The 13,929-nt window shown below is 61.0% G+C and carries 10 protein-coding genes; 2 read left to right on the plus strand and 8 right to left on the minus strand.

Annotated elements, in window-relative coordinates:
* Positions 1–257: 257 nt before the first annotated feature.
* Entirely contained in the window at positions 258–1,178 is a 921-nt protein-coding gene (locus FHT84_RS02720; RefSeq protein WP_183760861.1) for an alpha/beta hydrolase, read from the plus strand.
* A gap of 1 nt (position 1,179) precedes the next feature.
* On the opposite strand, the gene FHT84_RS02725 is transcribed toward FHT84_RS02720, so the two are convergent.
* Positions 1,180–3,183 carry a CocE/NonD family hydrolase gene (locus FHT84_RS02725; RefSeq protein ID WP_112344946.1) on the minus strand — a complete coding sequence of 668 codons (2,004 nt, stop codon included), beginning with the start codon at positions 3,181–3,183 and terminating at the stop codon, positions 1,180–1,182.
* A 21-nt stretch (positions 3,184–3,204) separates the two neighbouring features.
* Positions 3,205–4,785, minus strand: coding sequence for an ABC transporter substrate-binding protein (locus FHT84_RS02730; RefSeq protein WP_112344947.1), 1,581 nt, complete (start codon positions 4,783–4,785; stop codon positions 3,205–3,207).
* A gap of 122 nt (positions 4,786–4,907) precedes the next feature.
* On the opposite strand from FHT84_RS02730, the gene FHT84_RS02735 reads away from it, so the two are divergent.
* Complete coding sequence (locus FHT84_RS02735) at positions 4,908–5,693, plus strand: helix-turn-helix transcriptional regulator (protein WP_112344948.1); 786 nt, start codon at positions 4,908–4,910, stop codon at positions 5,691–5,693.
* A gap of 13 nt (positions 5,694–5,706) precedes the next feature.
* On the opposite strand, the gene FHT84_RS02740 is transcribed toward FHT84_RS02735, so the two are convergent.
* The 6 genes from FHT84_RS02740 to FHT84_RS02765 form a co-directional block, all read right to left on the minus strand.
* The gene (locus FHT84_RS02740; protein WP_112344949.1) at positions 5,707–7,338 is read right to left on the minus strand and encodes an ABC transporter ATP-binding protein; all 1,632 of its coding nucleotides are present in this window, start codon (positions 7,336–7,338) and stop codon (positions 5,707–5,709) included.
* Positions 7,331–8,158, minus strand: coding sequence for an ABC transporter permease (locus FHT84_RS02745; protein WP_112344950.1), 828 nt, complete (start codon positions 8,156–8,158; stop codon positions 7,331–7,333). Before FHT84_RS02745 ends, FHT84_RS02740 begins: the two co-directional genes overlap by 8 nt.
* A complete protein-coding gene (locus tag FHT84_RS02750; RefSeq protein WP_112344951.1) occupies positions 8,155–9,162 on the minus strand; it encodes an ABC transporter permease in 1,008 nt (335 codons plus the stop codon). Before FHT84_RS02750 ends, FHT84_RS02745 begins: the two co-directional genes overlap by 4 nt.
* Before the next feature lie 198 nt (positions 9,163–9,360).
* Entirely contained in the window at positions 9,361–10,950 is a 1,590-nt protein-coding gene (locus tag FHT84_RS02755) for an ABC transporter substrate-binding protein (protein WP_112344952.1), read from the minus strand.
* A 129-nt stretch (positions 10,951–11,079) separates the two neighbouring features.
* Positions 11,080–11,862 (minus strand): carnitinyl-CoA dehydratase, encoded by a 783-nt coding sequence (locus tag FHT84_RS02760; protein ID WP_112344953.1) that lies wholly within the window; start codon positions 11,860–11,862, stop codon positions 11,080–11,082.
* Positions 11,863–11,868: 6 nt separating this feature from the next.
* Positions 11,869–13,926 (minus strand): acetate--CoA ligase family protein, encoded by a 2,058-nt coding sequence (locus FHT84_RS02765; RefSeq protein WP_113250404.1) that lies wholly within the window; start codon positions 13,924–13,926, stop codon positions 11,869–11,871.
* Positions 13,927–13,929: the final 3 nt, after the last annotated feature.

Below are 13,929 nucleotides of genomic sequence, written 5' to 3' on the forward strand. Positions count from 1 at the left end.
ACACCGATGAGGAAATATCATGCTTCGGCTTGTGATTGGCGCGGCTCTCGCGCTTGCAGTACTCACCTGGTCCAACGCGCAATGCATGCAGATGCCTACGGGTTTTTCCCTGCTGTCGAGCAGCGTATTTGCGGCCGATTGAACGCGGCGCAACCAGGCAGATGTCGCCATCGCGGCGGTGCTGGCCGTAGGCAGGTAAGCATTCGCTTGCATCGTTGCGCTATCCTTGATCGATAGGCACGAATCGAGGATATCCGATGGCTACTGCCGAGCGTCCCATGCCGAACGAGGCAGGCATCCTGCAGTTCATGGAGATCTGCGACTCCTTTTATCCGCCGGATGCGGTCACGGCCTCCATTACGCAACAGCGCCAATGGTATGACGCCTTATGCGCGCGCTTCGATCGCCCCTTGCCCGACGGCATGCAGACCGCGGATGATCTCGTATCCGGAACGATTCCCGTCAGGCGTTACAAGCCCGCCAATATCCGTACCGCAACGAAGCTGCTGTGTCTCCATGGCGGTGGTTTCGTCGTCGGCTCGCTTGAAAGCCATCATGCCATCTGCGCCGAGATCGCCGATCATGCCGGCGCCGAGCTGGTCTCGGTCGATTATCGGCTGGCGCCGGAATATCGCTGGCCGGCGCAGACGGATGATTGTTTCAGTGTTCTCGAGCAGCTGCTTGCCGAGAAGACGTCGGTCGTGCTGATCGGCGACAGCGCCGGCGGCAATCTCGCGGCGGGATTGGCCGTGCGGGCGCAAGCGGAGGGGCTTTCGGGAATTGTCGGCCAGATCCTGATCTACCCTGCGCTCGGCGGCGATCTCGTCTCCGGCTCCTATGAGGAGATGGCCGACGCGCCGGGGCTGACGACCGCGGATGTCGCCTATTATCGCACCATTCTGCAGGCTCCGTCAGGCAATCCGGTCGCCGAGCCGCTTGCCTCGTCTTCCGTGGCCGGACTTCCACCAACCTTCATCACGGTTGCGCATTACGATCCTCTGCGCGACGATGGCCGCAATTACGCGGCTCGGCTCGCGCAAGCAGGCGTCGAAGTCTGGTTCCGCGAGGAGCCGCAAATGGTGCATGCGTGGCTGCGGGCACGGCATATGAGCGAAGGTGCGCGGGTCGGCTTTGCCGCCATCTGCGCGGCGGCAAGCCGGTTTGCGGGCTCCCGTTGACCTACATCAGGTCGCGCGCGATACGCTTCTCCTCGAAGATCTTCCGGAAAATCTCGGTCTCGCCTTCATAGGCAACGACCGAGGCGCTGATCACCCAGTCCTTTGCCGTGCACGACATGGACGATGTCGCCACCGTGCGAACGAACCAGCCGGGGCGGCTCATGTCGCAGGTCCATGTCGAGATGCCCGTCATCGACAGCGGATCGTCCGGCGCGATCGACCAGACCTCTTCGCGCAACTGCCGTGTGGAAAGTCCCGTGCCGGGATGTTCGAAGAGGCCGGTGTCCTCATGAATTTCATAGCGGGTGACGCCGGCCGAGAGATCGCGCACCACCTGTCGCTTCGTCGAGCCCGGTGCATGTTCGATATATTTCGGCAGCGGATCGGGGTTGTCGGGCTGCTTGATGTCGATAATCTCATGTGCACCGAGCTGCGGCAAAGCAAGGCCGATGGAGGCGATATCGATCGTCAGTCCCGGATCTTCAGGTGGCGGCAGCACCATCGGCCAATAGGCTGTCGACAGCGACAGGCGAATGCGGTGCCCCTTGCGGAAACGATAGCCACAGGCATCGAGCGTCAGAGTCACCTGGACCTGCTGACTCTTAATCAGCGGCTCCGGCGCAGCATTGCCGTTGCGATGGGCGAGATTGAGGACGCCGAAGGAAACGCGCGTTGCCGTGCCGTCCGGATGGATATCGACGAGCCTCGCGCACAGATTGGCGGTTTCGGCATCGCACCGCAGCGTCAAGGTGACGACCGGGCGACCGAGATAGTCGTGATCCTCGACCAGTGGCGCTGTCTGGAAGGTCAGCGACCCGGCATCGTCGACACGCTGATCGATCGCCAATTCCGCATCGGGCTTCAGGGTGAACCATTCGCCCGAGGCCGTGCCCGTGTCGAGCGGCGAGCGCAGGTAGACGGGATGTTCCGGCGCATGCGGGATCGGCATGCCTTCCATCAGCGTGCCGAATTGCTCGACATAGAAGCACTGCATCTCGGGCTGCTGCCATTCTTGCTTCGCGATCCAGAAGCCGGGGTCGAAGTCGCGGCGTGTGGCTGGCTTTATCGAATCGAGAATATAGGCACGCACCGATGGCATGGCCTCGGCGCCGTTAGGTTCGCCACGCAGCCAGTGGTTCCACCAGGCGATGGCTTCGCCATGAAAATCGACGCGCGGCTTCGGCCAGGCGAAATGCGGATATTTGTGGATCCACGGGCCGAGCAATGCCTTCGCTTTCTCGCCGAGACCCTCGACGGCCAGCAGCGGCGTGTTGCGATAACCGTCAGCCCAGCCGGCAATAACGATGGCGGGAATATCGAAGCTTGCGAAATCTTCGCAGATCGACCCGTGCCGCCAGAAATCGTCACGACGCTGATGCTGGAGCCATTCCTCCATGAAGAAAGGTTCCTGCTCAAGGCGCTCCAGCCACATATCGCGCCAGTCGTCGCCGACGATGGCTGGATCAGGCGAGCGCGACTGGTAGGCAAGCATGGTCGCCGCCCAGGAGAGCTGGGCGGAGAGATGGCAGCCGTTCTTGTAGTGGATGTCGTCATTATAGCGATCGACCGTGGAGGCGATCGATATTACCGCCTTCAACGCCGGGGGCTTCAAGGCTGCGACCTGCAGGCAGTTGAAGCCGCCCCAGGAAATGCCCATCATGCCGACCGAGCCGTTCGACCAAGGTTGTGCTGCGATCCAGGCGATCAGCTCACAGGCATTGGCGAGCTCCAGCTCGGTGTATTCGCCGTCGATAATGCCGCTGGACTCTCCGGAGCCCCTGATGTCGACACGCACGCCGGCAATCCCGGCTGCGGCGAAGACCGGGTAGGTGGATTCATCACGCGGGCTCGTTCCGTCGCGCTTGCGGTAGGGCAGGAACTCGAAGACCGCCGGCACGGGATCGCTCTCTGCGCCGTCGGGCATCCAGATGCGCGCGGCGAGCCGCGTGCCGTCCTTCAGGGTGATCCACTGATTTTCGATGGTCGTGAAGCTGCGGTCTGACATGGTCATATATCCAGAAGAGGTTTAGGCATTAAACCATACACGGCTGCCGATGTAGCCGTTGGACATATCGTTGCCGATATCGTCGACATATCCCTTCAGCGTTTTCGAAGAGGCCATGATGTAGTCGTTGAAGACGGGCAGGATCAGACCGCCATCGTCTCGCACCATCAGCGCCAGCTGCCGATAAAGCACCTTGCGCTTGGCTTCATCGAGTTCAGACCGCGCCTGCAGGACCAACTTGTCGAAGTCAGGGCGCTTGAAACGCGTGTCGTTCCATTCTGCGGTCGACAGGTAGGACGTAGAGTAGCGCGAATCCTGGGTCGGACGGCCGCCCCAGAAGGAGGCGCAGAAGGGCTGCTTGTTCCAGACATTGGTCCAGTAGCCGTCTTCCGGCTCGCGCTTGACGTCGATCGTAATGCCGGCCTTGCGCGCGCTTTGCTGGAACAGGATCGCCGCATCCACGGCGCCCGGAAAGGCTGCATCGGATGTAAGCAACTGAACGGGGCGATCGAGGCCCGATTTCTTGAAATGGAAGGCAGCCTTATCCGGATCATACGGCCGTTGCTCGATATCGGTCGGGGCGAGAGCGTAGTTGGAATTGACCGGATAGTCGTTGCCGATCGTTCCATAGCCGCCCAGAACCTTGTCGAGGATCGACTGACGGTCGATCGCATATTTCAGCGCAAGCCGAAGATCGGCGTTGTCGAAGGGCGCCGTGTCGCAATGCATCAGGAAGCAGTAGAAGCCCTTGCCGGCATTGCGGAGGATGTCGACGGTCGGTGCCCGCTTCAGCATCGGGACGGTCTTCGGGTCGACATTGTTGACGAAATGGACCTGACCGGAGGCGAGCGCTGCAATGCGGGCGGTGTTGTCGTTGATGACGAGGATTTCGACGCTGTCGACAAAGCCGCGGTCGGAGCGCCAATCCGTAGGGTTCTTCTCGAAGGTGGCGCGAACGCCCGGTTCGAAGCTTTTCAGAATGTAGGGACCTGTACCGATGGCCGCCGCCGGCCTATCGACGCCGCCCTTCGGCTGAATGATCAGGTGGTAATCGGTGAGAAGGAGCGGCAGGTCCGCATTGCCTTCCGAAAGCGCCAGGACAAGATCGCCTGCTTTTTCTTCAATACCGGTGATCGAGGCCATCAGCCCCAGAGCGCCGGACTGCGAATTCTTGTCTGCATGTCGTTTCAGTGTCGCGACGATATCGGCAACGGTCATCTTGCTGCCGTCGTGAAACTGCACGTCGTTCCTGATCTTGAAGGTCCAGACGGATGCATCCGCCGATGGTGTCCAGGAAATCGCCAGCGACGGCAAGGGTGCGCCGGTCTTAGGGTCGGATTCGACAAGTGTGTCGCCCCAGAGGCGGCCAATGACGAATAAGACGGAGGCGCTATAGGTTGCCGGGTCGAGCGCATCGCTGGTGGCGCCGCCCTTGAGGCCGAGTTTCAGATGACCGCCGCGCTTCGCTTCCTCCGCGCGGGCATCGCGCGGCATCAGGAGACCGGAGGTGAGGGCAGGCAAAGCGCCCAGCGCGACGGCACCGCCCAGGAAATGACGGCGGCCGATGCTCAGAGGCGAAGATTGGTCCTTTTCACGTGTCATTGCAGTTCCCTTTTTCAACTTCGTTGGGAGGGAACGTAGAGGTCAGGCTGCTTCACGCAATTTCGCGACTTGACGCATCTTTAAGCGAGTTTACGCTAGTTCATTCCAAGACGGAGTTGCGGATGCCTCACCTGGTCGAGAACCTTAAAATTGCCTGCGCAACGCAGCGTTCCATTTCGCATCTGTGCCGTGCAATCGATATCAACCGGCAACAATTCAACCGATATATCAATGGTCAGACGCGGCCGTCTGCTCATAATCTGGCGCGTATCGCCAAGTATTTCGATCTGGATGCAGCCGACTTTGGTCTCGCTCCCAGGCTCTTTCGCGAGCGGCTTCGCAAACCGGCGCTGGACCTCAATCAAAGTTCCGAATTGTTAAAGGCGTTCCCCGGAGATCTAACCGCGCTCCGGCGCCATATCGGCTATTTCCAGACCTACCATCGCTCACCGTCCTGGCCTGGAATGGTTGTCTGTTCCTGCAGTCGCATTATCGAGCAGGGCGGGCTGGTGCATGTCAAATCGATGGAGCGCCTGCGAGACCCCGGAAACGGCATCCAGCAGTTTTCGAAATATGTGGGTTTGGCCGCCTTCTATCGAAACCGGATCTTCATTACGGAGCGGGTCGTCGGCCCAAATCCCATACTGTCACAGACGATCCTCCTGCCCTTCGACGAGTATCAGCGCGTCTATCTGCGCGGGACGACTATGGGAGTTTCCTGGCGAAAGGAAAACCTCCCTTATGCGTCGCGGATGATCTGGCGCCATGTCGGCGCCGAGCCCGATTTGCGCGAGCTTCTGTCGCGCTGCGGGCCGCTGCCGCTATCGTCACGCCGGCTGCCGCCGACGGTCCGCTCATTCCTCGCTGATCCATCCGCAGAAGTCTATGCGGTGCCGGCAGAGTATTGAAGATTTCGAGCCTTCAATTGCCAGCGCTTGCCATCCTCCGCGTCGTCAGCACGCGCTCCAGCCAGCCGATCTCCATCTCAGGTACGGATTTCAGCAGCAGGTCGGTGTAATCGTCGAAAGGCGGCGACAGCGCCTCCGATTTCGGGCCGAAGCGGACGAGCTTGCCGCGATGCATCACCGCAACGCTGTCGGCGATGGCGCGCACGATGGCGATGTCATGGGTGATGAAGACGTAGGAAAGATGCGCCTCTTCCTGCAGTTTCAAGAGCAGCTTCAGAATGCCTTCGGCAACCAGCGGATCGAGTGCCGAGGTCGGCTCATCACAGAGGATGAGTTCCGGTTTGGCCGCAAGTGCTCTGGCGATGGCGACACGCTGCTTCTGCCCGCCGGAAAGCTCGGCCGGATAACGGTCGATGAAGCCATTGCCCATCTCGATCTGATCCAGCAACTCCTTCACACGCGCCGTCTTTGCAGCGCCACGGAGGCCGTCATAGAAGGTCAGCGGGCGGCCGATGATATCGCGCACGGTCTGGCGCGGGTTCATGGCGGTATCGGCCATCTGATAGATCAACTGGATGCGCCGCAGCTCCTGCCGCGAGCGGTCTTTCAAGGCCGGTGTCAACGGCTTGCCGTCGAAGGAAATCCGCCCGTCGCTTGGCGGCAGCAGGCCGGTGATGACGCGGGCAAGCGTCGATTTGCCGGAACCGGACTCGCCGACGACCGCTAGCGTCTGGCCTTTAGGAACGTGTAGAGAAACATCGTGCAATACTTTGAAACCATTCGAGTATTGCGCACTGATATTCTCGACTTTCAAAAGTGCGCTCGTCTGATCGGCGGCTTCTGCACGCGCCTCCTGGCGGACGTTGACGAGGGCGCGGGTATAATCCTGGCGCGGCTCCTCGATGATCTGCTGGACGCTGCCATATTCCACCGTCTTGCCATGCCTCAATACCATGATGTCGTCGGAAATCTGAGCGACGACAGCGAGGTCATGGGTGATATAGAGCGCGGCCGTATGCGTCTCCTCGATGGCGTGTTTGATGGCCGCGAGAACGTCGATCTGCGTGGTGACGTCGAGCGCGGTCGTCGGTTCGTCGAAGACGATCAGTTCGGGATTGGAGCAGAGTGCCATCGCGGTCATGGCGCGCTGCAGCTGGCCCCCGGAGACCTGATGCGGATAGCGGTCCCCGAAGGTTTCCGGATTGGGCAGGCCAAGCACGCGGAAGAGATAGAGCGCCCGCTTTCTTGCCTCTTCCTTCGTCATCAAGCCATGTTTCACGGTTGCTTCGATCACCTGATCGCCCAGCCGATGCGCCGGATTGAAGGCGGCCGCTGCCGATTGCGCGACATAACAGACCCGGGCGCCACGAATCCTGCGGATGCCGGATTTACCGAGCGGCAGGATGTCGGTGCCGTCAAGCAATACCTGGCCACCGGTGATCTCGGCGCCGCCACGGCCATAGGCGAGGGCGGAAAGGCCGATGGTGGACTTGCCGGCACCGGACTCGCCGATCAGCCCGAGCACCTTGCCTTTCTGCAAGTCGAAGGAGACGCCATCGACGATGGTGACGCGTTTCGGTGGCTCGCCCGGCGGATAGCTGGTGGCCTCGATCTTGAGATCGCGAACGGAAAGAAGCTCAGGCATCGCCACGCCCTCCCTTGAGGCTGGAGGTGCGCCTTAAGAGCCAGTCGACCACCAGATTGACACAGATTGCGAGTGCCGCGATGGCAGAACCCGGCACGAGCGCGGCGGAGATGCCGAAGATGATGCCATCCTTGTTGTCCTTGACCATGCCGCCCCAGTCGGCTGCCGGCGGCTGGATGCCGAGGCCGAGGAAGGAGAGGGTGGAGAGAAACAGGATCGAGAAGGCGAAGCGCAACCCGAATTCGGCCAGCAGCGGCGATAGCGTATTCGGCAGGATCTCGCGGAAGATGATCCAGATCTTGCCCTCACCGCGCAGCTTCGCGGCTTCGACGAATTCCATGACCGCGACATCGAGCGCCACGGCGCGGCCGAGGCGATAGACGCGGGTGGAGTCGAGGATCGCCATGACGAGGATCAGCACGATCAGATTCTGCGGCAGAACCGCCAGCACGACGAGCGCGAAGATCAGTGTCGGGATCGACATCATCAGGTCGTTGAAGCGCGAAAAGACCGTGTCGATCCATCCGCGCGAGACGGCAGCGGTAAAGCTCAGGATGATGCCGAGCGAAAAGGAAATGATCGTTGCCGCCAGCGCGACGAAGAGCGTCGTGCGGGTGCCGTAGATCAGACGCGACAGGATATCGCGGCCGAGATTGTCGAGGCCGAAGAAATATTGCGCATCGGCAGGCTGCCAGACGTTACCGACGACTTCCGTCTCGCCGAAAGGAGCGATCCAGGGCGCGAAGATCGCGCAGATGAAGGCGATCAAGATACCGATGATGCCGACCCAGGCGGTGATGGGAATATCTCTCAATCTCATCGCGGATGCCTCAGACGCGGGTTGGCGATGATGGCGAGAATGTCCGCCGTCATGTTGAGGAAGATGTAGACCGCGGCAAAGATCAGCCCACAGGCCTGGACGACCGGCATGTCGCGCACCGTCACGGCATCGACCATATACTGACCCATGCCGGGATAGACGAAGACAACCTCGACAACGACGACGCCGACAATGAGATAGGCAAGGTTCAGCGCGATCACGTTAATGATCGGCGCCAGCGCATTGGGGGCGGCGTGCTTGACGATGGCGCGGAAGGCGGAGAGCCCTTTGAGTTCGGCAGTTTCCATATAGGCCGAAGACATGACGGACAGAATGGCCGCGCGAGTCATGCGCATCATGTGCGCGAGCACCACCAGAACCAACGTCGCTGTCGGCAGCGCGATCGCCTTCAGCCGGTCGATGACGCCCATGCCGTCGAAGACCGTCGCCGGAAAGGTCGCGATACCGAATTTGACGGAAAAGAACATGATGAGGAGATAGCCGATGAAGAATTCCGGCAGCGAGATCGCCGCTAGCGAGATGACATTGATGATCTTGTCCGGCATGCGGTTACGGAAGTGGACCGCCAGCATGCCCAGACAGACCGCCAGCGGCACCGAGATCAAGGCGGCAAAGCCAGCGAGAAACAGGGAATTGCCGAGCCGCTTGCCGATCTGCTCGCCGACAGAATTCTTGCTCGCCCAGGAGGTGCCGAAATCTCCCTGCACGGCGTTGCCGAGCCATTGCACATAGCGGGTGACCACAGGCCGGTTGAGGCCAAGCTCCTCGCGGATATTGGCGACGGCCTGCGGCGTTGCGGACTGGCCAAGATAGGTGGTGGCGAAATCGCCGGGCAGGGCTTCGAGCCCGCCGAAGATCAGGACGGAAACCGCAAAGAGCAGAACGATACTGAGCACGCAACGCTCGATAATAAGGGACAGCAGCGGGAAGCGCTGCTTGAACCTCAACCCGGGCAGAACGGTTCCGGGAGGTGAATTGGACATGGCCGATGCCTCGCACTGAGAGCGGCTCCATGTTTCATGGGAATCGTTAAGCCGCTCAATCTTGTTGTTTTACGCAATTCCGGACGAAAAACAGCTGTGCATTTTCCGGGAATTGCTTGAAACGTCGGGAGGACCGCGAAAGGTTTTCGCGGTCCTGGCTGTGTCAGAGATGAGGGCGTTTTCGCCCGGCTTCGGGCATCAGGCGTCCAGCCAGACGCGGGTCGCGACATAGCCGTTCGACATGTCGTTGCCGATATCGTGGACGTAACCCTTCACCTGCTTGGTGGAGGCGTTCACGAAATCGTTGAACATCGGCAGGATGACGCCGCCTTCGTCGCGCACCATCATCGCCATGGCGCGGTAGAGCTCCTTGCGCTTGGCTTCGTCCAGTTCGGAGCGGGCCTGAAGCAGGAGCTTGTCGAAGTCGGGGCGCTTGAAGCGCGTGTCGTTCCAGTCCGCCGTCGAGAGATAGGCGGTGGAATACATCTGGTCCTGCGTCGGCCGTCCGCCCCAATAGGAGGTGGAGAAGGGCTGGACGTTCCAGACATTCGTCCAGTAGCCGTCGCCCGGCTCCCGCTTCACCTCGATGTTGATCCCCGCCTTCTTGCAGCTTTCCTGGTAAAGAACGGCCGCATCGACGGCGCCAGGGAAGGCGACTTCGGAGGTGCGCAGCAAGACCGATCCGCTATGGCCCGACTTCTTGTAATGGAAGGCGGCCTTATCCGGATCGTAGGCGCGCTGCTCTATGCCTTCCGGGAAGAGGGCATAGGTGCTGTTGATCGGGAAATCGTTGCCGACCTTGCCGTAGCCGCCGAGGATCTTCTTGACCATGGTCTCGCGGTCCATGGCGTATTTCAGCGCAAGGCGCAGGTCGTTGTTGTCGAAAGGCGCCTTGTCGCAATGCATGATGAAGACGTAATGGCCGCGGCCGGCTGTGGCCAGGATCTCGACGTTCGGCGCGCGCTTCAGAAGATCCACGGTCTTCGGGTCGACGCGATTGATGTAATGGACCTGACCGGACGAAAGCGCCGCAATACGCGCCGTTGCATCGTTCATGCAGATGATTTCGACGCTGTCGACGAAGCCGCGGTCGGTGCGCCAGTCGTCCTTGTTGCGCTCGAACGTGGCACGCACGCCGGGCTCGAAGCTGACCATCTTATACGGGCCGGTACCGATCGAGGCCAAGGGATCGTCATAACCGCCATTCGGCTGGATGACGAGGTGGTAATCGGTCAACAGCAACGGCAAGTCGGCGTTGCCTTCGGTCAAGGTCAGAACGAGGTTGTCGCCATCGGCCTTGATTTCCTTGATCGACTTCACGACGCCGAGCGCGCCCGATTCCGATTTCGCATCGGTATGGCGTTTGAGCGTGGCGACGACGTCGTCGATGGTCAGATCCTTGCCATTGTGGAACTTGACGCCCTTGCGGATCTTGAAGGTCCAGGTAGCGGCATCCTTCGACGGCTCCCAGGATTCTGCGAGCGAGGGAACGGCAGCACCCGTCAGCGGGTGGGATTCCACCAGCATGTCGCCCCAGCAGCGGCCGATGCAGAACATGACCTGCGACAGGAATTTTGCCGGGTCTTTTGAATCGGTTGCAGCACCGCCTTCGAGGCCAAGCTTAAGATGACCGCCGCGCTTCGGCTCAGCTGCCATCGCACCTTCGGTGAAGAGTTTGTCGGCGAGCGTCAAAGTCACGCCGGCGGCCATTGCGCGTCCCATGAATTCACGGCGGCTGAGCCCGCCTGCGGTGACGCGGCTTGCGAGATATTTCGTATAGTCGTTCATTCCCCTGTTCCTTCTTCTTGCCGTGTTGACAAATTCCCGGGCAAGCCACTTCAGGTCTCGGTTCCTCTTCCGCCTGAAGCCTGTTTGTTGCCCGTGACATGCGGGAAATTCAGCGGTTGCTGCCGCCTCCTACCTTCCTTTCCAGATTGGAGCTCGCTTTTCCGCGAAAGCCCGTGCGCCTTCCAATTGATCTTCGCTCGAATAGAGGACGTCGACGGTTGCAAACTGCCGTTTGGTAATCTTATTCATGGCAGTCTGAAACGTCGAACCTTCCGCTTCACGAACGATTTCCTTGATCGCTGCATAGACGAGCGGCGGCCCGCTTGCGAGCAGGCGGGCGAGCTCCCAGGCCCTGTCCATAAGCTTGTCGGCGAGAACGATCTGGTTGACGAAGCCCCAGCGATGCGCTTCCTCGACATTGAGCCAACGGCCGGTCAACAGCATATCCATGGCGATATGATAGGGGATGCGCTTCGGAAGCTTGATCGAAGCCGCATCGGCGACGGTGCCGGAGCGGATTTCAGGCAACGCGAAGGTCGCGTGCGGCGCGGCGATGATCAGATCGGTTGACAGAGCGATCTCCAGCCCGCCGCCGCAACAGATGCCGTTGACGGCGCAGATGATCGGCTTGTTGAGGTCGCGCAGTTCCTGCATGCCACCGAAGCCGCCGACGCCATAATCGCCGTCGACCGCGTCACCATCAGCCGCGGCCTTCAAATCCCAGCCGGCGGAAAAGAACTTTTCGCCGGCACCGGTGACGATGGCGACGCGCAGATCCGGGTTGTCGCGGAAATCGCGAAAGATCAGCCCCATCTTGCGGCTGGTCGCGAGATCGATGGCATTCGCCTTGGGCCGGTCGATGATGACCTCGAGGATGCCGTCTTCGGAGCGGGTTCGAATGGGGTCTTGCAACTTCCGCTACCTCCTTCGCCGGATGAGGGCATCCGCCGCAATGGCGCCCCGAGATTCTGCTAGAACCATCAATGGATTAATGTCTAGTTCTTCAAGCTTTGCAGCATTCTTTACGACATATTCTGCCGCTGATAGGACGGCGTCAGCAACGATTTCGAGGCTGCTGCCTGCATTGCCGCGATAGCCTTCGATCAATTTCCGAACCTTCAGCCGCGAAATCCGCTCGAGAACCTCGGCTTTCGTCACGGGGAGTGGCAAAACGACGGAATCCTCAAGCAATTCCACGAGAATTCCGCCCGCGCCGACCGTCAGGGTCAGGCCGACGACCGGATCGCGGACCGCACCAACGATCAGCTCCGCGATAGGGCGGTCGATCATCCGCTCGACAAGGAATCCGTGTGCGACACCGGCCATGCCGTCCGCCGCGTCCCCGACGGCGTTTCTATCCCACAGGTTGAGCTTGACCGCGCCGACATCGGACTTGTGCTCGACGCCGAGCGCCTTGAGCGCGACCGGAAAGCCGAGCTGCTCCGCGCAATCGGCCGCCTCGCCTGGCGTGGTGGCGGTCCTGCCTAGTGGGACGGCAAGGCCCGTTGCTGCAAGCTCTGCCTTGGCGGCAGCTTCACTCAGGGTCTCTACCTCGCCTTCGGTGATGGAGACGTTGAGGAGCGGCAATGGCAGCGGCCCATTCCAGGCCTTGGCAATACCGCTGGCGATATCCGCCGCCACCAGCGTCTCGCTGATGCCGCAAAACGGCACGATCCCAGCTTCGATCAACTGCTCGGCAATCGGTTCCGGCATGTTTTCCGGCAGGGTCGCCAGAATGCCTGCGCGGGCGCCCGTCTGTTTCGCTGCCGCTGCAACCGCCGCAACAGTAATCATCCAGTCGGCGCCATCACAACGATCCTCGCGTGGGAAATCGAGAACGAGCAGATTGAGGGCATAGCCGCCGGCGAACATGGCGCTGAAGGCCTCCGTCTGCCGGGCCAGATCACCCCAGACGAAGGTGTGATAGTCCAGCGGATTGGAAAGCGTCACCATCGGGCCGAGGCTCGCGCGCAAGGCGGGTAGCTGTTCGGGTTTCAGGGCACGGAATTCGACGTTGCGGCCGACGGCGGCATCCGCCATCAGTGAGGCCTCGCCGCCCGAACAGCTCATAGAGGAGATGGCATTGCTTTCCAGCGGCCCGGCAACATGCAGGAGTTTCAGCGTCTCTACGAGCTCCGGCAGCGTTTCGACACGACCGATGCCGAGGCGATCGAGAACGGCGCCGGCCACCGCATCGCTGCCGGCAAGCGAGGCTGTGTGCGAAACGGTGGCGCGTTGAGCCTGTTCGGATTTTCCGACCTTCAGCGCGACGACGGGCTTCTTCAGCTCTCGGGCGCGCATGGCGAGGGCTTCCAGTGCCCTTATATCACCGAAGCCTTCGATATGCAGGCCGACCGCTGTGACGCGCGGGTCTTCAAGAACGGCCCGCGCAAGGTCCGACAGCCCGGTCTGCGCTTGGTTGCCCGCTGTCATCAGGTAGCTGATGGGCAGGCCACGTCTCTGCATGCTCAAGTTGATGGCGATGTTGGAGGATTGCGTCAGGATCGCGACACCGCGCTCGGTTCGCACGATGCCATGCTGATCCGGCCAGAGCAGGGCGCCGTCCAACCCGTTGATCATGCCGTAACAATTCGGGCCGACGATCGGCATGCTACCTGCCGCTTCGACCAGAGCGCGCTGCAAATCCGCTCCGTCAGCCAGTTCCACCACAGCCTCGCTGAAGCCTGAGGCATAGCAGACGGCGCCGCCGGCGCCTCTGGCGGAAAGCTCGCTCACGATATCGACGGTAAGCACCCTGTTGACGCCGACGAAAGCGGCATCCGGCGCGCCAGGCAGTTCGGCGACCGACCGGTAGCAGCGGCGGCCGAGCACGTCTTCCTGTGTCGGATGCACCGGCCAGATTTCGCCGGCAAATCCCATGCGGTCGCATTGCTCGATGACGCGCCGTGCCTCTCTACCGCCGAAGACGGCGATCGTTCTGGGTCGGATCAGGCGGTCGAGCGAACGCTGGGTCATGGG

It is taken from the genome of Rhizobium sp. BK289 (assembly GCF_014193575.1).
Taxonomy (GTDB): domain Bacteria; phylum Pseudomonadota; class Alphaproteobacteria; order Rhizobiales; family Rhizobiaceae; genus Rhizobium; species Rhizobium tropici_C.

Excerpts from the sequence above, each read along its gene's own strand:
- FHT84_RS02720 (WP_183760861.1), top strand. The coding sequence starts at position 258 with ATGGCTACTGCCGAGCGTCCCATGCCGAACGAGGCAGGCATCCTGCAG.
- FHT84_RS02725 (WP_112344946.1), bottom strand. The coding sequence starts at position 3,183 with ATGTCAGACCGCAGCTTCACGACCATCGAAAATCAGTGGATCACCCTG.
- FHT84_RS02730 (WP_112344947.1), bottom strand. The coding sequence starts at position 4,785 with ATGACACGTGAAAAGGACCAATCTTCGCCTCTGAGCATCGGCCGCCGT.
- FHT84_RS02735 (WP_112344948.1), top strand. The coding sequence starts at position 4,908 with ATGCCTCACCTGGTCGAGAACCTTAAAATTGCCTGCGCAACGCAGCGT.
- FHT84_RS02740 (WP_112344949.1), bottom strand. The coding sequence starts at position 7,338 with ATGCCTGAGCTTCTTTCCGTTCGCGATCTCAAGATCGAGGCCACCAGC.
- FHT84_RS02745 (WP_112344950.1), bottom strand. The coding sequence starts at position 8,158 with ATGAGATTGAGAGATATTCCCATCACCGCCTGGGTCGGCATCATCGGT.
- FHT84_RS02750 (WP_112344951.1), bottom strand. The coding sequence starts at position 9,162 with ATGTCCAATTCACCTCCCGGAACCGTTCTGCCCGGGTTGAGGTTCAAG.
- FHT84_RS02755 (WP_112344952.1), bottom strand. The coding sequence starts at position 10,950 with ATGAACGACTATACGAAATATCTCGCAAGCCGCGTCACCGCAGGCGGG.
- FHT84_RS02765 (WP_113250404.1), bottom strand. The coding sequence starts at position 13,926 with ATGACCCAGCGTTCGCTCGACCGCCTGATCCGACCCAGAACGATCGCC.